Below are 17521 nucleotides of genomic sequence, written 5' to 3' on the forward strand. Positions count from 1 at the left end.
CCAATCGGGAGGGCTTTTCACGCCGATACGCGCCTTCCCGCACGAGGATGAAGGACGCGCAACTCGCGGGTCCACAAAACCGATCACCTGTTACTGATCAGGTCTTCTTGCGGAACGCGTCGAGACTCACCACTTCCGCGCCTGCCTCCGCGCCGGCCTCAGCCGGCTCCGAGGGGGGTGGCGCCTTGGCGGCCGGCTTCACCTTCGCAGGTGGATCGCGAACTTCCTCGGTCGCACCCGTCGGAACAGGGCGCCGCGCCGGAGCAAGGCTCGCGGTTCTCGGCTTGTCAGCGTCCGCCTTGGGTGTGGCGGCGGAGCCGGTGTCCTTGGCGTCCTCTCCCGTCGCTTCACTGTCCGTCTCGAACTTCAGTCCGAAATCCACCGAAGGATCGAAGAAGCCCGTGACAGCCTCAAACGGCACAAGCAGGCGCTCGGACACGCCGGAGAACGAGAGGGAAACCTCGAAGGCATAGTCCGTGACCGCAAGATCCCAGAACTGGTGCTGCAGCACGATCGTCATGTCATCCGGATAGCGCTCGCGCATCCGCGCCGACAGCCGGACGCCCGGGAAGCGCGTTCGGAAGGAGATGAAGAAATGATGGTCCCCAGGCAGGCCATCACGTGCGACTTCTGAAAGAATCTTGCGCACGGCACCGCGCAAGGCTTCCTGAACATGGAGATCGTAGCGAATTTGATCCTGGGCCATCAGCTCGGAACGCTTGGGACAAACAACGGACGACGAAAAGAAAGTGGAGGCTTCTGTTGCCAGGTGCCTCCGAACCCCGCCCGACGGGGCTAACCGCCGGGACTTTAAATCGGGTACCTAAACTGCGTTACGCAGCCTGGGCAACCGGAGCATAGTTGTCGTTGGCAACTATAAGTTCGGCCCGATAACGGCGGAACCATGCCGAGCAAAAGTCCACCCTTTACACCCTCGTCGATCCTATTTCGCCCCCGCCGAAAGGCAGCCGCGCCCCGAATGGAAAGCCGCTGCCCTTTGGTGGAGGCGCCGGGTACCGCCCCCGGGTCCGAAAGGTTTATTGCGATGGCCGTTTATCGCCATAGCCGTCTCGCGACGGCACGAATAATATAGGGACCTTGGAGGCCGCTGGGAAGATCGTCTTGCCCTCCGATGCACAATCAGGGCGTCGCTCCCTGCATTTTTTTGACGCAGGCCACGCCTGCGGCCCCTATCCCATCAGAACGGCAACGACATTCTCGATCATTCAGCAGCGGGATACGAGGGGGCCGTCGGGACTGTCATGCCCCGCGCTACCGTGGCGTGAACGGCAAGGTCGAAGCTCTCGCTCGGCGCGGACATCTCGAGTATTGCGGTACCCGCCGAATTGGCACCGGATGCACCGTAATGTACGGAAATGCAAAGTATTTTTCGCATACACGCTCGTTATGCGTGCATCGTGAAACCAAATGCACCCTAGAAATATTGCTTATTCGATCAGCATTTTCTGATCTCGTTTGTGAGGTAGTGACATGTTGAAACGTGCATTGCTTGTAGCAGCGGCCGCAATTGCTGGCGGCATGATGATCTCAGCTCCGGCCTCCGCTCAGGTTATCTTTACCGGCGGCTACATCTCGGGCGGGCCCGTCTATTTCGGCGGTCCGGTCGCAGGTCCTTTTGTGTCGGGCTACACGCTGGCTTCCGGCGTGTTCGGTGAGCGTGTCTATGTGCGCACAGCCCCGGTCGTCACTCATGTCGTTGCCGCTCCCGTGGTGCGGACCCGCGTCATAACCACCCGTGTCGTCTCGACCCCGGTGGTGACAACCCGGATTGTACGCCGGCACTACGTTGTCGCCACGCACCGTCACGTGGTCCGCCGTGTGATCCACCGCGCCGCCTACACGACGGTATCACCCTGGACGCATGCGGCTTATTACTATTAATATGTTGATTTGTTTATATTTTTTAACGACCTCTCACAGTGTTAGCTAGCGCCACGTGGCGTTTCGGACCGCGCGCAAAACCGGGATCCCAGGTCCGAACGCATCCGGTTGGGTGACGATCCATCCGGAGGATTGCATGGCGCCGGGGTATATGGCGGGGCAGCCGGCTAGCGAAGCTGCCCCCCACATCCGTTATGCACAAGAAATGCCGCAAGAGGGCTGCTGAAGATCCGCCGCTTCGTTACCATATGGAGGGCTTGACGGGTTTCTAATCGTTCAAGCCGCTTTTTCGCGCTTCGCCCCATGCGGCAGGTGACCATGCAGGCCTATCACGATCTTCTGCGCCACATCCTTGACGAGGGACGCTCTAAATCCGACCGCACCGGCACGGGTACCCTGTCGTTGTTCGGTTACCAGATGCGCTTTGATCTGACGGAAGGCTTCCCGCTGGTCACGACTAAGCGCGTGCATCTGAAATCAGTGGTTCACGAGCTGCTCTGGTTCCTTAAGGGCGATACGAACATCCGCTATCTCAAAGACCATGGTGTCTCGATCTGGGATGAATGGGCTGACGAGAACGGTGATCTCGGTCCCGTGTATGGCCGTCAGTGGCGTTCCTGGGCCGCGCCGGATGGCAAGGTCGTCGATCAGATCGCCTGGGTCATCGACGAGATCAAGCGCAACCCCGATTCGCGACGCCTTGTCGTGAGCGCCTGGAATCCAGCCGATCTGGACAAGATGGCGCTTGCCCCCTGCCACTGCCTCTTCCAGTTCTACGTGGCTGATGGGCGTCTCTCGTGCCAGCTTTACCAACGCTCGGCTGACGTATTTCTCGGCGTGCCGTTCAATATCGCAAGCTACGCTCTGCTCACCCATCTCGTGGCTCACGAATGCGGCCTCGGTGTTGGCGATTTCGTGCACAGCTTCGGGGATGTGCATCTCTACATCAATCACCTTGAACAGGCGCGCCTGCAGCTCTCCCGCGATATCAGGCCGATGCCCCACCTCAGGCTGAACCCTGCCGTCCGTTCGCTGTTCGAGATCGGCTTCGATGACATCGTCTTCGAAGGCTACGATCCACATCCCGCCATCAAGGCGCCGGTTGCCGTCTGATAGCCCGTGCCGACCTCGTTTTGCCGCGCCGAATCACGCAGATTCATCGTGGCTGGCAATTCTGCGCGGGTGAGGCAGATCCTGTGAAGCGAGTGTGATGATGCTTTTCTCCCTGTCCGAGCGTGCCGTTTGCGTGCCGCGATGACGAAGCCGCTCGCTCTGATCGCGGCGGTGGCCGATAACGGCGTTATCGGCGGAGGTAACCGCCTGCTGTGGCACCTGCGCACCGACCTCCAGCGATTTCGGCGCTTGACCCAGGGGCGCCCTCTGCTCATGGGGCGCAACACCTACGATTCCATCGGCCGGCCGCTGCCCGGACGGGCCGTCGTCGTGCTAACGCGCGATCCTGCCTTTGCACCCGATGGCGTCGTGGTGGCGCACGATCTGATGGCGGCGCGGCTGCGGGCGGAGGAGGCTGCGGACCACCTGGGCGCCGACACTGTGATGGTGGCGGGCGGCGGAGAAATTTACGCGCTGACACTGCCGTATGCTCAGCGGCTCTACCTTACGCGCGTGCATGTTGCTCCGGCGGGAGACACGGTCTTTCCGGCCTTCGACACCGCAGATTTTCGTGAGACCCTGCGTGAGGAGCATGCGCCGGGGCCTCATGACGATCATGCATTCACCTTCATCGATTATGAGCGGGGACAGGGTGAGAGCGCCCGCTGATCCTCGGCATGGCGCGATTTCGGCGGGGTCCCGCCATCCCTGATAACCTCGTGAGTTGACGAACTATGGTTTTAACCCCACTTGCGCTTGACATGGGGGCCTTCGGCAACCCATCAACCTTGAGCAAACCCTTCGCGGGCGCGCCATGCGGATAGGCCGCTGACCTGTTGTACGAAAACGGGCGCGGCCGCTGGATGGTGCGAAACTTGATGGTTTGGGATCGGGTTTGGCCGGCCTGAGTGCTGGGCGGAGCTGGACCCCAAACACGGCGGCAGTGAGGAACGGCTGAGCATGTCTTGGAGCAACCACAGCGGCGGTCCGTGGGGCCAAAAGCCCGGCGGTCCTTGGGGATCGGGCCCTTCGGGAGGCGGCGGCGGCGGTAACCCGCCGGATCTCGAGGACTTTATCCGGCGTGGCCAGGACAAGCTGCGCAACATCATTCCTGGCGGCGGCGGTGGTGCCAGCGGCCGGGGTATAGCCCTGATCGGCCTCGGCGCTGTACTGCTGTGGCTGGCCACCGGCTTCTATACGGTGCGTCCCGACGAGGTCGGCATCAACATGATTTTCGGCCGCTATGTCGGCACGACCGGTGAAGGCCTGCGTTACAACTTCCCTTATCCCATCGGATCGGTGATCAAGCCGCAGGTGACGACGGTCAACACGATCGAAGTGGGCCAGCGCACGGGGGACACCACGCGTCGTGTATCGACGGCGCGCGAGGTGCCGGAGGAGAGCCTGATGCTCACCGGCGACGAGAACATCGTCGACATCAATTTCACGGTGCAGTGGCAGGTCAGCCCCTCGCGTCCGCAGGACTATGTCTTCAATCTCCAGAATCCGGATGCGGCGATCAAGGCCGCGGCCGAGAGCACCATGCGTGAGATCGTCGGCCGACGTAACATTCAGTCGGTGCTGACGACCGACCGTGGTGCGATCGAGGCGGAGGTGCGCCAGTCGATGCAGAAGCTGCTCGACGAATACGGAGCGGGTGTCGAGATCCGCCAGGTACAGCTCCAGAAGGTGGACCCGCCCCAGCAGGTCATCGACGCCTTCCGCGACGTGCAGGCTGCCCGTCAGGATCAGGACCGCATCAGGAACGAGGCTGAGACCTACGCGAGCCGCGTTGTCCCCGAAGCGCGTGGTGAGGCTTCGCGCATCATCCAGGCCGCCGAGGGCTACCGCGAACGTGCTGTCGCCGAGGCGCGCGGTGCAGCCTCGCGCTTCACCCAAGTTTATGAGGCCTATGCGGCCGCGCCCGACGTGACGCGCGAGCGCATGTTCATCGAGACTATGGAGCGCGTTTTGTCGGGTTCGGACAAGGTGCTTATCGATTCCAAGGAGAACCAGGGGGTCGTGCCGTATCTGCCATTGGGTGAGTTGCAGCGGTCGGCACCGTCGGTGCAGGGCTCCACCGTGCGTCAGGGAGCCACGCGATGAGCAGCGCCCTCAAGACCGGCGGCATTATTGTCGTTCTCATCCTTCTGATTGTCCTCTACAGCGCGACCTTCGTCGTCAGCCAGACCCAGCAGGCACTCGTGCTTCGCTTCGGCGGCGTGCGCGAGGTCATCTCGAACCCGGGCCTCTATTTCAAGTTGCCGTTGGTCGAGAACGTGGTCTATCTCGACAAGCGCGTGCTCGACCTCAACCTGCCCGAGCAGGAGGTGATCGCTTCTGATCAGAAGCGTCTCGTGGTCGATGCCTTCACGCGTTATCGCATCTCAGATCCCGTTCGCTTCTACCAGACGGTGAGCAATGTGGCAGGCGCCAACCTGCGCCTCGCCAACATCATCAACTCAACCGTGCGCCAGTACGTGGCTGACGCGAGCTTCACCGACGTGGTGCGTACGCGCCGCGAGGAATTGATGCAGCGCATCCGCCAGGAAGTGAACAAGCAGGCCAATGGGCTCGGCATTTCGGTGGTCGATGTGCGCCTTCGCCGGGTGGACTTGCCGCAGCAGAACAGCCAGGCCGTCTTCCAGCGCATGCAGACCGAACGCCAACGCGAGGCGGCCGACATCCGCGCCCAAGGTTCCGAGCTTGCCCAAGGTATCCGGGCTCGCGCCGATCGCGAGGTGACGGTCATCAAGGCCGATGCGAACCAGAAAGCTGAGACTCTGCGCGGTGAGGGTGATGCGGAAAGCAACCGCGTCTACGCCGAAGCTTATGGCAGGGATCCGGGGTTCTTCGCCTTCTTCCGCTCGATGCAGGCTTACGAATCGAGCCTTGGGGCGCAGGCGTCTGGCGGCACGCGTCTCGTGCTTTCACCGAATTCGGACTTTTTCCGTTACTTCATTGATCCTGCAGGGAAATTGCCCAGCGCGACCACGCCGCCTGCCGCCGTCCAGGGCGCACCGGCTACCAATCCCTGATCGAGCATGCGGCCGGATGCGGACGGTGATGGCCGTTTTTCCTCTTGCATCCGCATGCTCGCGTACAAGACAAAAAAGAGTGCACGTGAAGGAGGGCGCCCCTCCTTCACCCATGTTGTGATGGCGTGCGGGGGCCTGGCATGACCGATTTCTTGGCTGCGTTGGGCCTGTTGCTCGCCATTGAAGGGATCGTGTTCGCGGCTTTTCCGGCCGCCACGCGCAAGGCGCTCGCAGAAGCCGCGGAGGCCCCGATTGAACGGATGCGCATGGTGGGCGTTATCTCGGCGGTAGCGGGCGTCTTCATCGTCTGGATTGTGCGAAGCGGCATCGTCTAGGACTTGTAAGTGCAGGATTTGAACACGATTTTCTTGGCCGGTGATCTCCGTGCCGGATGATGTTGCCGCAAGCGCGCGTTGACGGGGAAGTGACAGAGGAGCCGTCGCGGGGTTGCCTTATTCGTGCTTCAATAAGAGCTGCCCAGAGGCGGCGTTGATTTCAAAGAGATAGAGGGCTCCATGGCCGGTTTTTCGACGTTATCGATGTCCGTGGTGGCGACGCAGACGAGGCGGGTCGCATCTGCGATAGCGATCGTGTCGGCCATCACGCTGGCGGCTCCTTTACCAGCCGTGGCGCGGGGGCCTGAAACCTTCGCCGACCTCGCCGAGCAGGTGACGGATGCCGTGGTGAACATCTCGGCGGCCACGACGGGCGGTTCCGCGCGCGAACGCGCCATGCCGCAGTTGCCGCCAGGCACGCCGTTCGAGGATCTGTTCGAGGAATTCTTCAAGCGCCGCGGGCAGGGAGGCGATGCGCCTCAGCCGCCGCGCCGTGCCAGTTCGCTGGGCTCCGGCTTCGTGGTCGATTCGTCGGGCATCATCGTGACGAACAACCACGTTATCGGAGAGGCCAACGAGATCACGGCCATCTTCAATGACGGCACGAAGCTGAAAGCCGAGCTTCTCGGCAAGGACTCCAAGCTTGATCTCGCCGTGCTGAAAGTGAAACCCGACAAGCCCCTGAAGGCCGTGAAATTCGGTGATTCCGACAAACTGCGGATCGGCGATTGGGTGATCGCGATCGGCAACCCGTTCGGGCTGGGCGGCTCTGTCTCGGCCGGTATCGTGTCGGCTCACAACCGCAATATCGACCAAGGCCCTTACGACAACTACATTCAGACGGACGCGGCGATCAATCGCGGCAATTCGGGCGGCCCGCTGTTCAACATGGCCGGCGAAGTGGTCGGCATCAACACGGCCATCCTGTCTCCCACGGGCGGATCCGTCGGCATCGGTTTCGCCGTGCCTTCGTCGATGGCTTCCACTGTCGTCGACCAGTTGCGTGAGTTCGGCGAGACGCGCCGCGGCTGGTTGGGTGTTCGCATCCAGGGTGTCGATGATCAAACCGCGGAGGCTCTGGGGCTGGAAAAGGCCCGGGGCGCGCTCGTCGCGGGCGTCGATGAAAAGGGTCCCGCCAAGCCCATCGGCATGGAAATTGGCGACGTGATCACCAAGTTCGATGGCAAGGAAGTGAAGAGCGCGCGGGACCTGCCACGGATGGTGGCTGCGACGCCGGTCGGCAAGGATGTGGAAGTGGTCTTTGTCCGCAAGGGCAAGGAGACCACCGCGACCGTCAAGCTGGGCCGTCTCGAGGACGGGGAGAAGCAGGCGAATGTGTCGAGGGATAACGGTGCCGAGAAACCGGTGGCGCGCAAGGCACTCGGTCTCGACCTGTCCAGCATCACCGACGACCTGCGCCGCCGCTACTCGATCAAGGACGAGCTGAAGGGCGTAGTCGTCACGCGCGTCGATCCGAATTCCTCAGCTGCCGACAAGCGCATCCAGAGTGGCGATATCATCATGGAAGTCGGCCAGGAGTCGGTCTCGTCGCCGGCCGACGTCACCAAGCGTGTCGAGGCCTTGAAGAAGGATGGCAAAAAGTCAGCGCTCCTTCTCGTCGCCAATGCTCAGGGTGAAGTGCGCTTCGTCGCCGTCACCATCGAGTAGACAGGGCGGAGCGGCGGCTTTCCGCAACAGCGACACCAGGCAGAACTCGTCATAATGGCCGTCCCCGGAGTTCGGGGCGGCCATTTTCTTAGGCCAGCGGACGCGTGTACACCTCGACGGCTCCCGGGATGACATGGAAGCTCGCCGGGGTCTTGCCCGTGAGCTCTCCATCGGTGTTGATGCTGCGAGGCCGGCGTGTCTCGACTGTGCAGGCCGTCGTGGTGAAGGTGTAGACGTCGCGCCATCGTCCGTGAGTGCCCTGCTTCAAGGCGGGGAGCAGCGCCAGCAATTGCCACCAGTGCTCGACGCCAAGACTGTAGACGTGCAGCAAGCCGTCATCCGGTCGCGCGTCGAGGTCCACGGTAAGGCCCCCACCATAATGCCGGCCGTTCCCAACCGACACCTGGACCGTACGGATGACCTCGCGTTTGCCGTCATGCTCGATCGTCACCGTGAAGGGTCGCATCCGGGCCAGGATGCGCAGGCCTGCCAGCGCGTAGCCCAGGGTGCCATAGCGCTTCTTGGCGTCGGCCGTCAGTTCGTGCGCGAGGTCGGCGCTGAAGCCGATACTGGCGACATTGAAGAAAGGAACGCCGTTCACCTCACCGAGATCGATCGGACGGTGATGCCCTTCGACGATAATTCCGGCCGCGTCGATCGGCGAGGCGGGTATGGCAAGGCTTCTGGCAAGATCATTGGCGGTGCCGAGCGGAAGGATCCCGAGCGGCAGATCGGTCCGCGAGAGGGCGGGGGCCGCCCTGTTCAGGGTGCCATCGCCGCCGCCGATGATGACACAGTTGCACCCTGAAGCGCGTGCGTTGTCGATAGACACCGCGACGTCAAGCGGATCAGCCTCCATGAGCTCGATGCCGCCGGCGCGAAGGCGATCGAGTGCTGCCTCCGGAAGGGGATACCCGTTGCGTGCATGGCGATTTATAACGAGCAGGGCCTTGCGTGCGGCTTCTGGCAAGATGATCTCCACGTGGAGCTGCGCCATGTCAGTGGATGCCTCACGGCATGGGCGCTGTTTGACGCTCTGTTGAAGGGATTAAAATTGTCCTGAAGACGGGAAGTGCGGGACAGCCGCTTCACTGCGGAATGCGGGCCTCGCTCTGGTAGAAAGCTGCATCCCTTGAACCGGCTCGAACCCTGCGGGGTGACGACATTGCTTTTGTGGCCTCAGAAGGGGTGCTCCGAACCAAGTCTACCTCTATCTAGAGATAGATCGTGGAGCGTCCATGGCGTCGCAAGGGCATAAGGAGGACAAAGCTTGGGCTTCGATTTCACGGCCATATCGAAAGGGGCGCTGCGCGAAGTCGGCCTAGTGATTGCTCTCCTGGTGGTGGCGGGCGGGATCCTCGGCTTCCTTGCGGTTGCCGAGGAAATGCGCGCGGGCGAGCTGGAGGCGTTCGACACGGGGATTCTCCTCGCCTTGCGCAATCCTGCTGATATTGCTGATCCCATTGGTCCGCGGTGGCTGGAAATCGTCATGCGCGACATCACCAGCCTTGGCGGCATTCCGGTGCTGGTGCTGATCGTTATAGTGGTGATCGGTTATCTCATACTCGTGCACAAGCGCGCCATTGCCTTATTGATCACTGTATCCATGGGGGGCGGACTTCTTCTCGGACATCTTCTCAAGCTGCGTTTCGACAGGCCGAGGCCCGACCTTGTGGCCCATCTCGTCGATATCCATTCGCTCAGTTTCCCGAGCAGCCATGCGATGCTCTCTGCCATTACCTATCTCACGATTGGCGTGCTCCTGGCGCGGGTTGAGAAGCGGCGCGTCGTTCGTATGTATATCCTCGCGGTTGCAATCGGGCTGACGCTCCTGGTCGGCTTGAGCCGGCTCTATCTGGGCGTGCACTGGCCGAGCGACGTGCTGGCGGGCTGGTGCGCCGGGGCGGCTTGGGCCATGACGTGCTGGCTGGTGCTGGTTTTCGCTCAAGGACGGTGGTCCGCTCGCAGCGACGTTGCGCCCTTGGCGCCCGAGCCTGGCCCGAGAAGTGCTGTCGAGCCGAGGTGAACAGCCAGCGCACGGCGCTGGCAGACCGCGCGGAACAGCGTCGTGTGCATCGGCTCACCGTCGAGATTGACGTGCAGGACCTCATCCGATGTGAACTCGATCCAAGGGCTTCTAACGCGCACCAGCAATTCTTCGATACCAGCCGCGCCCTGGCTGAGCAGGCGGCTGAGCGCGTCCAGACGCTCCTCCGCGCCGAGTTCCGGCAGGATCATCAGATCGAGCAGGCCGTCGTCGATCAGCGCATCGGGGCAGAGCGGGATGCCCCCGCCTGCCTGGCGCCCGTTGCCGATCGCAAGGGCAAGGAAGCGTCCCTCCCATTCAAAGTCCTCAGCGATGAAACGCCCACTGTTCGACGAGAGCTCCCGAAACCGGCTAAGCCCTGTCAGCAGATAGGCGAAGCCGCCGAGACGGCGCTTCAGTTCGGGATCGGTTTCCACCGTCACGCGGGATCCAAAGCCGCCGGTCATCACATTGATGAAGTTCCGCTCGTTGATGCGCCCGACATCAATGATGCACGCTCGCCTTTCCACCGCGATCCGCAGGGCGGCGGTCATATCGGCGACGGGTATGTCGGCTGAGCGGGCGAAATCATTGGCCGTGCCGAGCGGCAGAATACCAAATGAGCAACGATCCGGCGGACGTGCCGTCAAACCAGCTGAAAACACCTCATTGACGGTGCCGTCGCCACCGCCCGCCACAATGACATCGACGTCGCCCTGGCGCGCGGCCTCCACGGCCTCCTGCGCCATCCGCGCCGCATCGCCTGGTTCATAGGTCACCCGGACGCTGACGCCGTGGCCGTCCCGCCGCAAGGCGCGGACCGCGTGGCGCACCTCCGCGTTACCAGCCGCCTTTCCGTGAAGGATGACGCGGATGTTGGTCATGATCCATCACCTGTTGCCGTGTGTGATCGCGGTCATGGGTTCAGGGATGCCGGGCACGTTGGCACGGATGGCCTGGGAAAAGTCCGGGTTTGCGTCAGCCGCGATAGCGCGTTCCGTGATCCGGCCTCGTGCTCTGAGTTCGGCCACGCTGTAGTTGGTCTCGAGGCCGCCAACATCGTGGATATATTCCGGCAAGTAGCCTGAAAGTACGAGCCGGTAATCCATCGGCAGGCCCGGCACGATGCGGTTCACCATTTCATAGACGATGGTGGTGCAATTGGCCGTGATGGTGTTGTAGAAGCGCGGTCGCTGCCTAAGGGCATTCGCCGCCTCGGCATAGGCGAGAAACAGAGATCTCGCGGCCTCCTTGGGCATGCGAATCCGGTAGATATAGGTGTCCTCACCGCGCACATTCGGTCGCAGCCGGATAATGTCGCGCTCGTCGGCGGCGACGATGCTTGTCTCGAATTCCTTGAAGAAGCCGCCGATCTCCGAGAAGCTCTCGTTCTTCTCCTTCCGGATCTCGACCGAGAAGACGACGTACTGGCCGTCGGCAAAGCCGAAGGACACCAGGGTGTGGGCGATGCCTGGCCGGCCCCAGTAGGACAGCACCATGTCGACCGAAGTCAGGGTGTCGAGATCATACCTGCGTGTTTCCCAGCGAGGCGTATAGTCCGTCTCCGTGCGCCATTCAAAATCGCGAACGTTATGCAGCGTGACGCTATTCCCGTTGATCTCGGCTGAAAGCATCTCGCCGACGTCATCGGCCCATTCCCGGTTGTTTGAGGGCTTGATGGTGCTCCACCACAGGCCAAGCCCGACGAGCACGACGGCGTAGGGAAGGAGCGGTCGCCAGTCTCCCCGAAGAACCATGACGATGGTGCCCAGCGAGAGCACGCACCAAGCTGCGATCGCGGCGTATCGCCCATATGGGCCGACAGGCAGGCGGAACCATAATGCCCCGGACCACCAGATCCCGCAGAGAATGATCGCGACCGTGAGCAGGGCGACCGCGATCATGCGCAAACCCCACAGATACCGAGAGCGGCCGCGCGCGGCGGCGGCGGTGTCGTTTTGCAGCTCAGTCGGTCGGCCTGACGAATTCATCGCTGCGATAGCCCTGAGCAAAGAGGAGGGCGGTGAGATCGGCATGGTCGAGGCGCGCGTGAGCGGCAGCGGCCACGGCTGGTTTGGCACGGAATGCTACACCAAGGCCAGCTTCTCCGAGCATCGCGAGATCATTGGCGCCGTCGCCGATAGCCACCACCTCATGCGCGGCGAGCCCGAATTTTTCACGCAGCTCCTGCAAGGTGGCGAGTTTCGCTTCCCGTCCGAGGATCGGTTCCTGGACCTTTCCGGAGAGTTTGCTGCCCTCGGTCAGGAGCTCGTTGGCGCGGTTCTCCTGGAAGCCGATGGCCGCGGCGATCTTGGTGGTGAACAGCGTGAAGCCGCCCGAGACGAGGCAGGTATAAGCCCCCCGCGCCCGCAGTGTCGCAATGAGCGTCAGACCGCCTGGGGTCAGGGTGATGCGCTCGGCGATGATACGATCAACCACGCCCACATCGAGACCGGCGAGGAGGGCGACGCGTTCGCGCAACGCCGGCTCGAAGGCGATCTCGCCGCGCATGGCGCGCTCGGTGATGGTCGCGACCTTGTCCTTCAGCCCCACGAAGTCGGCGAGTTCGTCGATGCACTCCTGACCGATCATGGTTGAATCCATGTCGGCGAGGAACAGCCGCTTGCGCCGCTCCGCCTGCCGCTGGACGATGACATCGATCGGCAATCCATCGAGCGCAACATGGGCACGCTTCGCCATGACGCGCGGATCCGGGTCCGCGCCGGTCTCGACCGCCGGGTGGAAGGGTATGTCAACCGCGATCGCCGGATCGAGCCGAGCGGGCAGCCCGGCTTCAGGGAGGGCTTGCGCCACGCGTGCGATAAGGGCATCGCTGAGGAGATCGCTTCCCGGGGCCGCGACCAACGTCGCGACATGCGTCTGGGTGGTGTCGGTCATGCGGATAGGGTGGCCATGCAAACGGGGTGAATGGGAAAGGACGTTGACGTGACGGAAAGACTGCGAACCATTCTCATCGCAGGGCCAACCGCGTCAGGCAAGTCCGCGTTGGCCATAAGCCTTGCGCGCCGCTGTGGCGGCATCGTCATCAATGCGGATTCGATGCAGGTTTACCGCGACCTCCGGATCATTACGGCGCGGCCGAGCGTCGAGGATGAGGCGGTCGTGCCGCACGCGCTCTACGGCCATGTCGACGGCGCTGAAAATTATTCCGTCGGCCGCTATCTCGCAGATATCGAATCGCTGCTGGCCTCGGCGAGGGAGAACCGCACGCCGGTCATCATCACTGGCGGCACGGGCCTCTATTTCAAGACGTTGATCGAAGGCTTGTCCGACATTCCGCCCGTTCCCGAGGACGTGCGGAGCAACGTGCGGGCGCGGGCCGAGGGACGTGATACGCCGTTGCTCTACGCGGATCTGGCGGTGCGAGATCCGCAAAGCGCGGCGCGGATCGGGCCGACGGATCGTCAGCGCATTCTGCGAGCGCTGGAGGTGCTGGCGGCGACTGGCCGCTCGCTCACCTTCTTCCGCAGCCATAAGCGGCCGGGCCTCCTGTCCCGCGCTGACCGCTTGGGGTTGTTCCTCATGCCGGACCGCACGGAGCTCGCCCGCCGCATCGATGGGCGCTTTCTCGCCATGATGGAGGCCGGCGCGCTTGAGGAGGTCAGGACGCTCGCCGCGCGGGGGCTTCACCCGGATCTTCCGGTCATGCGGGCTCATGGCGTTCCCTGGCTCATCCGCCATCTCGGAGGAGAGATCAGCCTCGACGAGGCAATCCGCGAGGCGCAAAGCGACACGCGTCGGTACGCCAAGCGGCAGTTCACCTTTTTTCGGCACCAGCTCGGCGGTTTTCAATGGGTCACGCCGGAGGAGGCCGAGAGGGCTGTAGCCGCTCAGGGCTGGCTCGAGTGGCCAATGGTGCTCGGCACGGACGACGGTTGATCGTCTTTGCTGTCACACCAGTGCCATCAAGCCTGAGCTAGACGGGGCGATCTCCACTGAGGGAGCCCCTTATGATCACGCGTCGCGAGAGTTTGAAAATCGGCGGCATGGCCGCCCTTATGGCCCCCTTCGCGGGCTTCGGCGCCGCGAGCGCAAGCGCGCAGGCGAGCCCGGACTTCCGCTTCGGCATCATCGCCGATCCGCAATATGCGCCCGTTCCGCCGAACCCGCAGGGCACCCGCTTCTACGCCAACAGCCTGTGGAAGCTGTCCGAGGCCATCAAGACCCTCAACAAGGAAGACCTGCAGTTTGTCGCGACCCTTGGCGACATCATCGATCGCCACTGGCAGAGCTTCGGCGATATCATGCCGCTCTATGATGCTCTGAGGCATGAGAAGTTCTTCCTGCTCGGCAATCATGATTACGAGGTCGCGGCCGACTATCTCAACTCGGTCGTCCGAACGGCGGGCATGCCAAGCGCGTATTACGATTTCAAGGGCGGTGATTATCGCTTCATCGTGCTCGATGGCAATGATGTCAGCCTGTTCTCGACCGGTCCCAAGGACCCGAAGCAGGAGATAGCCCGCGAGCGTTTGAAGAAGCTGCAGGAAGCCAAGGCCATCAACGCGATGACCTGGAACGGCTCGCTGAGCGACCAGCAGTTCGCCTGGCTGCAGGCATCCTTGGACAAGGCCAAGCAGGCGGGCGAAAAGGTTATCGTGCTCTGCCACTATCCCGTCTTTCCTGCAAATATCCACAATCTGTGGGACAGTGAGCGGATCGTGGATCTGCTGACGAGCTACGATAATTTCGTGGCCTTTTTCAACGGCCACAACCATGCAGGCAACTACGGCGAAGTATCGGGCAAGTATTTCGTCAATTTCAAGGGCATGGTCGACACGCCCGATACATCGGCCTTTGCGGTGGTCGAGGTCTACGGCGACAAGATCGCGATCCGTGGTTTCGGTCGCGAGACGAGCCGCACCCTCAGCATCCGCGCCGTCTGACGCCAAAGGCTTACGTCACCTCGTCCGTCATCACCGAGAACTGGACGAGGCTGCTGCGGCCGAAGCTGGTCGAGATGGCGACGTCCGTCGCGTCCCGGCCAGTTGCCATGAGGATTCGGCCGATGCGCGGCGTATTATGCCGCGCATCGAAGGTATACCAGCGACCGCCGAGCCAGACTTCAAACCAGGCACTAAAATCCATCGGCAGATCAACGGGCGGGATGCCGATGTCGCCGAGATAGCCGGTGCAATAGCGCGCCGGGATATTCATGCAGCGGCAGAATGTGATGGCGAGATGCGCATAGTCACGGCAGACGCCGATCCGTTCCGCGAAGCCGTCCGAGGCCGTCCGCGCGGTCGAGGCATGTTCATAGCCGAAGGCGATATGATCGTGCACGAAGTCACAGATCGCCTGCACACGTGCCCACCCGGGCTGGATCTCGCCGAAAAGCGCCCAGGCCCTGTCCGCCAACTTGTCGGTGTCGCAATAGCGACTGCCGAGAAGATAAACCAGCACGTCGTCTGGCAAATCCTCGATGGCATGCTGCGGGGCGTCGGGGACGACGGGGTCTGGAAGTCCACTGTCCCTGATGACGAAATTCGCCGCGAGGGTGAGCCGCCCCTCCGGCGCGGTCAGCCGGCCGCAGTGGTTGCCCATGCTGTCGATGTAAGAGGTGATGGGTATCGGCGGGTCGGGCGTAATGGCTTGCGGTGTGATGAGATCCTGCTCGCGTGAGGGATGCACGCTCAAGAGGATGAGCATCGGCGTGCGCTGCGGGCAGTCGTACGTGATCTCGTAGCCCGCACGAATTTTCATCGCTGCTCATCTCCACCTCAAGCTGATCTGCTTCGAGCCAAGCCACAACACCTCCAACCCCCGCGAACGGCTGTTACGAGGGTGCAAGCAAACCCCTGCGAAGGCCTTATAGTCTGGCTGATCTCGCGCTAGTTGCGCTGATCGACAACGCGCCGTGGGCCGTCGCGTTCCACAGGCGCTCCATCCGTGCCGGCACGGTTGGTGTTGGCGGCTTCCGACGAGACCTGCACCTCGACGACCATGTCGAGGGAATCGCCGGGCAAACCTATCCAGGTCCCGGACAACGGAACGGCCTGACTCGGGTCCCGCGCCACTGCGACGCGGATGAGATCCCGGTTGCCGATGATCCCGTTGGTCGGGTCGAACTCCACCCAGCCGGCGCCGGGCAGATAGACCTGACACCAGGCATGGGTGGCGCCGCCGCCAAGCCGCGTGGGGCCGTCGCGATCGGGAACATAGAGGTAGCCCGTGACGAAGCGCGCCGCGAAACCGAGCGAACGTACGGCCTCCATCATCAGCAGCGCGAAGTCGCGGCAGGTCCCCTGACGCAGCCCGAGCGTCATGGCCGGTGGCTGGATGCCCGCCTCCGTCCTCCTGGAATAGCGGAAGCTCTCCTGGATGGCGCATGTCATCGTCATCAGCAGGGTGCCGGTGTCGGTGGGATGGCCGACGCGCAGAAACTGCCGCGCCCAGTTGCGTACAACGTCACCCGGGTCGGGATAATGCGGCTCCATGCACCGCGCAAGATCCGGCAGTTCCTCCGCGCTATAGGCAAAGGGGTAAGTCTTCGCGTCGGCATCCATCTGGAAATCCGGCGCGTTGAACGGCGAGTGCTCAAGCTTGATCTGGCTGTCGAAGGTCAGCTCACTGGCGCGGCCCGAGAAGCGGACGAGCGCGACGCAATTGCCAAATACGTCGTGGATCCAGCGGGTCGACGCCGGGGGCGGCGTGATCGTCAGGCGGCTGTCGAGGAAGCCCTGGTCATAGCTGTCGCGCGGACGGAACATCAACCGATGCTCGCCGAAGGCGACCGGCTGCCTGTAGCGATAGGTCGTGACATGCCTGACAGTCAGAATGCTCATCGCCGCGTCGTCACACGGAAAACTGTCCAGCTGTCGGGCTGGGCCGAGCTCATGATACACGCGTCCAGGTCTTGGCATGGCCAATGGCCCGTCACCTTCTTCATCATCTGGTCCCGTCGCAGCGTTTCACGATTCGCAGATCCGGGATCTGCGAAAATCGTACCAGCCACAACATTCGCTGGCGGCGAGCATTTTGCGGCCCATCATCTGCGGGGCCGGTCACCGCGAGCGGGCTTCTGGCGGCAGACTGTGGCGGTTTCGCGGAAGGACCGAACTTGCCATCTTGGGCGCATGATCGGCCTGACGCTCGGGCGCATGGCCGCGCAAGAGGCGCTCTCTGCCCATCAAATGGGCAAGGTGGCCATTTGGCCAGGCAATATAATTGCGCTGCTGCTGCATTTTTGGCGTAATTCTGTCTTGACCGGTTCAGGCCTCTCAACTAACGTCACGCCAATTCAGGCTAAGGATGACGGGCGCATGCGCGCGAAGCTTATTGTATCGGGGGCGCCATCGACGGAGCGGGACTGACCCGCAGGTCCGTTTGGTGGCGCATGCAAGGCTCCTTCGGGGGCCTTTTTTGTTGCCCGATGCGGATCCGGACCCCTCCAGCGCGACGCACTACGGAGCGATTTC

17 protein-coding genes and 1 other RNA gene are annotated in these 17521 nt (G+C 62.5%); 10 read left to right on the top strand and 8 right to left on the bottom strand.

The features are described from left to right. Positions 1–97 precede the first annotated feature (97 nt). Positions 98–706 (bottom strand): SspB family protein, encoded by a 609-nt coding sequence (locus tag KIO76_RS11800; RefSeq protein WP_213323457.1) that lies wholly within the window; start codon positions 704–706, stop codon positions 98–100. Between the two features lie 42 nt (positions 707–748). Beyond that, positions 749–1119, bottom strand: a transfer-messenger RNA (tmRNA) gene (gene ssrA / locus KIO76_RS11805). Positions 1120–1491: 372 nt separating this feature from the next. Here ssrA and KIO76_RS11810 point away from each other — a divergent pair. The 7 genes from KIO76_RS11810 to KIO76_RS11840 all read left to right on the top strand — a co-directional run bounded on the left by KIO76_RS11810 (position 1492) and on the right by KIO76_RS11840 (position 8056). Then, positions 1492–1902 (top strand): hypothetical protein, encoded by a 411-nt coding sequence (locus KIO76_RS11810; RefSeq protein ID WP_213323458.1) that lies wholly within the window; start codon positions 1492–1494, stop codon positions 1900–1902. Positions 1903–2220: 318 nt separating this feature from the next. Beyond that, positions 2221–3015, top strand: coding sequence for a thymidylate synthase (locus tag KIO76_RS11815; protein ID WP_213323459.1), 795 nt, complete (start codon positions 2221–2223; stop codon positions 3013–3015). 141 nt (positions 3016–3156) lie between these two features. Continuing rightward, positions 3157–3684 carry a dihydrofolate reductase gene (locus KIO76_RS11820; protein ID WP_213323460.1) on the top strand — a complete coding sequence of 176 codons (528 nt, stop codon included), beginning with the start codon at positions 3157–3159 and terminating at the stop codon, positions 3682–3684. A 291-nt stretch (positions 3685–3975) separates the two neighbouring features. Beyond that, on the top strand, positions 3976–5121 hold the full coding sequence (gene hflK, locus KIO76_RS11825; protein WP_213323461.1) for an FtsH protease activity modulator HflK: 1146 nt from the start codon (positions 3976–3978) through the stop codon (positions 5119–5121). Next, entirely contained in the window at positions 5118–6053 is a 936-nt protein-coding gene (hflC, locus tag KIO76_RS11830) for a protease modulator HflC (protein ID WP_213323462.1), read from the top strand. The genes hflK and hflC overlap by 4 nt, the downstream gene beginning before the upstream one ends. 140 nt (positions 6054–6193) lie before the next feature. Beyond that, complete coding sequence (locus KIO76_RS11835; RefSeq protein ID WP_213323463.1) at positions 6194–6388, top strand: DUF2065 domain-containing protein; 195 nt, start codon at positions 6194–6196, stop codon at positions 6386–6388. A 180-nt stretch (positions 6389–6568) separates the two neighbouring features. Further along, positions 6569–8056 carry a DegQ family serine endoprotease gene (locus tag KIO76_RS11840; RefSeq protein WP_213323464.1) on the top strand — a complete coding sequence of 496 codons (1488 nt, stop codon included), beginning with the start codon at positions 6569–6571 and terminating at the stop codon, positions 8054–8056. Between the two features lie 88 nt (positions 8057–8144). Here KIO76_RS11840 and KIO76_RS11845 read toward each other — a convergent pair whose 3' ends face one another. Continuing rightward, positions 8145–9053, bottom strand: a complete 909-nt coding sequence (locus KIO76_RS11845) for a lipid kinase (RefSeq protein WP_213323465.1) — start codon at positions 9051–9053, stop codon at positions 8145–8147. Between the two features lie 273 nt (positions 9054–9326). Between KIO76_RS11845 and KIO76_RS11850 the strand changes: the two genes are divergently transcribed. Beyond that, positions 9327–10082: a phosphatase PAP2 family protein gene (locus KIO76_RS11850; RefSeq protein WP_249729576.1), complete on the top strand. Its 756-nt coding sequence runs from the start codon at positions 9327–9329 to the stop codon at positions 10080–10082. On the opposite strand, the gene yegS is transcribed toward KIO76_RS11850, so the two are convergent. The 3 genes from yegS to serB all read right to left on the bottom strand — a co-directional run bounded on the left by yegS (position 10001) and on the right by serB (position 12980). Continuing rightward, the gene (gene yegS / locus KIO76_RS11855) at positions 10001–10966 is read right to left on the bottom strand and encodes a lipid kinase YegS (protein ID WP_213323466.1); all 966 of its coding nucleotides are present in this window, start codon (positions 10964–10966) and stop codon (positions 10001–10003) included. The two genes, KIO76_RS11850 and yegS, sit on opposite strands and share 82 nt — an antisense overlap. A 6-nt stretch (positions 10967–10972) precedes the next feature. Beyond that, positions 10973–11986: an Lnb N-terminal periplasmic domain-containing protein gene (locus tag KIO76_RS11860; protein WP_213323467.1), complete on the bottom strand. Its 1014-nt coding sequence runs from the start codon at positions 11984–11986 to the stop codon at positions 10973–10975. Between the two features lie 61 nt (positions 11987–12047). Further along, positions 12048–12980 carry a phosphoserine phosphatase SerB gene (serB, locus tag KIO76_RS11865; protein ID WP_213323468.1) on the bottom strand — a complete coding sequence of 311 codons (933 nt, stop codon included), beginning with the start codon at positions 12978–12980 and terminating at the stop codon, positions 12048–12050. A 48-nt stretch (positions 12981–13028) separates the two neighbouring features. On the opposite strand from serB, the gene miaA reads away from it, so the two are divergent. Both miaA and KIO76_RS11875 read left to right on the top strand, forming a co-directional pair. Then, the gene (miaA, locus tag KIO76_RS11870) at positions 13029–13982 is read left to right on the top strand and encodes a tRNA (adenosine(37)-N6)-dimethylallyltransferase MiaA (RefSeq protein WP_502761853.1); all 954 of its coding nucleotides are present in this window, start codon (positions 13029–13031) and stop codon (positions 13980–13982) included. A 71-nt stretch (positions 13983–14053) separates the two neighbouring features. Next, positions 14054–14989 (top strand): metallophosphoesterase, encoded by a 936-nt coding sequence (locus KIO76_RS11875; protein ID WP_213323470.1) that lies wholly within the window; start codon positions 14054–14056, stop codon positions 14987–14989. Between the two features lie 10 nt (positions 14990–14999). On the opposite strand, the gene KIO76_RS11880 is transcribed toward KIO76_RS11875, so the two are convergent. Both KIO76_RS11880 and KIO76_RS11885 read right to left on the bottom strand, forming a co-directional pair. Further along, complete coding sequence (locus tag KIO76_RS11880) at positions 15000–15806, bottom strand: transglutaminase-like domain-containing protein (protein WP_213323471.1); 807 nt, start codon at positions 15804–15806, stop codon at positions 15000–15002. A 128-nt stretch (positions 15807–15934) separates the two neighbouring features. Next, a complete protein-coding gene (locus tag KIO76_RS11885) occupies positions 15935–16888 on the bottom strand; it encodes a transglutaminase family protein (protein ID WP_213323472.1) in 954 nt (317 codons plus the stop codon). Between the last annotated feature and the right edge of the window lie 633 nt (positions 16889–17521).

Source organism: Chelatococcus sp. YT9, from assembly GCF_018398315.1.
Classification (GTDB): Bacteria; Pseudomonadota; Alphaproteobacteria; order Rhizobiales; family Beijerinckiaceae; genus Chelatococcus.

Excerpts from the sequence above, each read along its gene's own strand:
- KIO76_RS11800 (WP_213323457.1), bottom strand. The coding sequence starts at position 706 with ATGGCCCAGGATCAAATTCGCTACGATCTCCATGTTCAGGAAGCCTTG.
- KIO76_RS11810 (WP_213323458.1), top strand. The coding sequence starts at position 1,492 with ATGTTGAAACGTGCATTGCTTGTAGCAGCGGCCGCAATTGCTGGCGGC.
- KIO76_RS11815 (WP_213323459.1), top strand. The coding sequence starts at position 2,221 with ATGCAGGCCTATCACGATCTTCTGCGCCACATCCTTGACGAGGGACGC.
- KIO76_RS11820 (WP_213323460.1), top strand. The coding sequence starts at position 3,157 with ATGACGAAGCCGCTCGCTCTGATCGCGGCGGTGGCCGATAACGGCGTT.
- hflK (WP_213323461.1), top strand. The coding sequence starts at position 3,976 with ATGTCTTGGAGCAACCACAGCGGCGGTCCGTGGGGCCAAAAGCCCGGC.
- hflC (WP_213323462.1), top strand. The coding sequence starts at position 5,118 with ATGAGCAGCGCCCTCAAGACCGGCGGCATTATTGTCGTTCTCATCCTT.
- KIO76_RS11835 (WP_213323463.1), top strand. The coding sequence starts at position 6,194 with ATGACCGATTTCTTGGCTGCGTTGGGCCTGTTGCTCGCCATTGAAGGG.
- KIO76_RS11840 (WP_213323464.1), top strand. The coding sequence starts at position 6,569 with ATGGCCGGTTTTTCGACGTTATCGATGTCCGTGGTGGCGACGCAGACG.
- KIO76_RS11845 (WP_213323465.1), bottom strand. The coding sequence starts at position 9,053 with ATGGCGCAGCTCCACGTGGAGATCATCTTGCCAGAAGCCGCACGCAAG.
- yegS (WP_213323466.1), bottom strand. The coding sequence starts at position 10,966 with ATGACCAACATCCGCGTCATCCTTCACGGAAAGGCGGCTGGTAACGCG.
- KIO76_RS11860 (WP_213323467.1), bottom strand. The coding sequence starts at position 11,986 with ATGATCGCGGTCGCCCTGCTCACGGTCGCGATCATTCTCTGCGGGATC.
- serB (WP_213323468.1), bottom strand. The coding sequence starts at position 12,980 with ATGACCGACACCACCCAGACGCATGTCGCGACGTTGGTCGCGGCCCCG.
- KIO76_RS11875 (WP_213323470.1), top strand. The coding sequence starts at position 14,054 with ATGATCACGCGTCGCGAGAGTTTGAAAATCGGCGGCATGGCCGCCCTT.
- KIO76_RS11880 (WP_213323471.1), bottom strand. The coding sequence starts at position 15,806 with ATGAAAATTCGTGCGGGCTACGAGATCACGTACGACTGCCCGCAGCGC.
- KIO76_RS11885 (WP_213323472.1), bottom strand. The coding sequence starts at position 16,888 with ATGAGCATTCTGACTGTCAGGCATGTCACGACCTATCGCTACAGGCAG.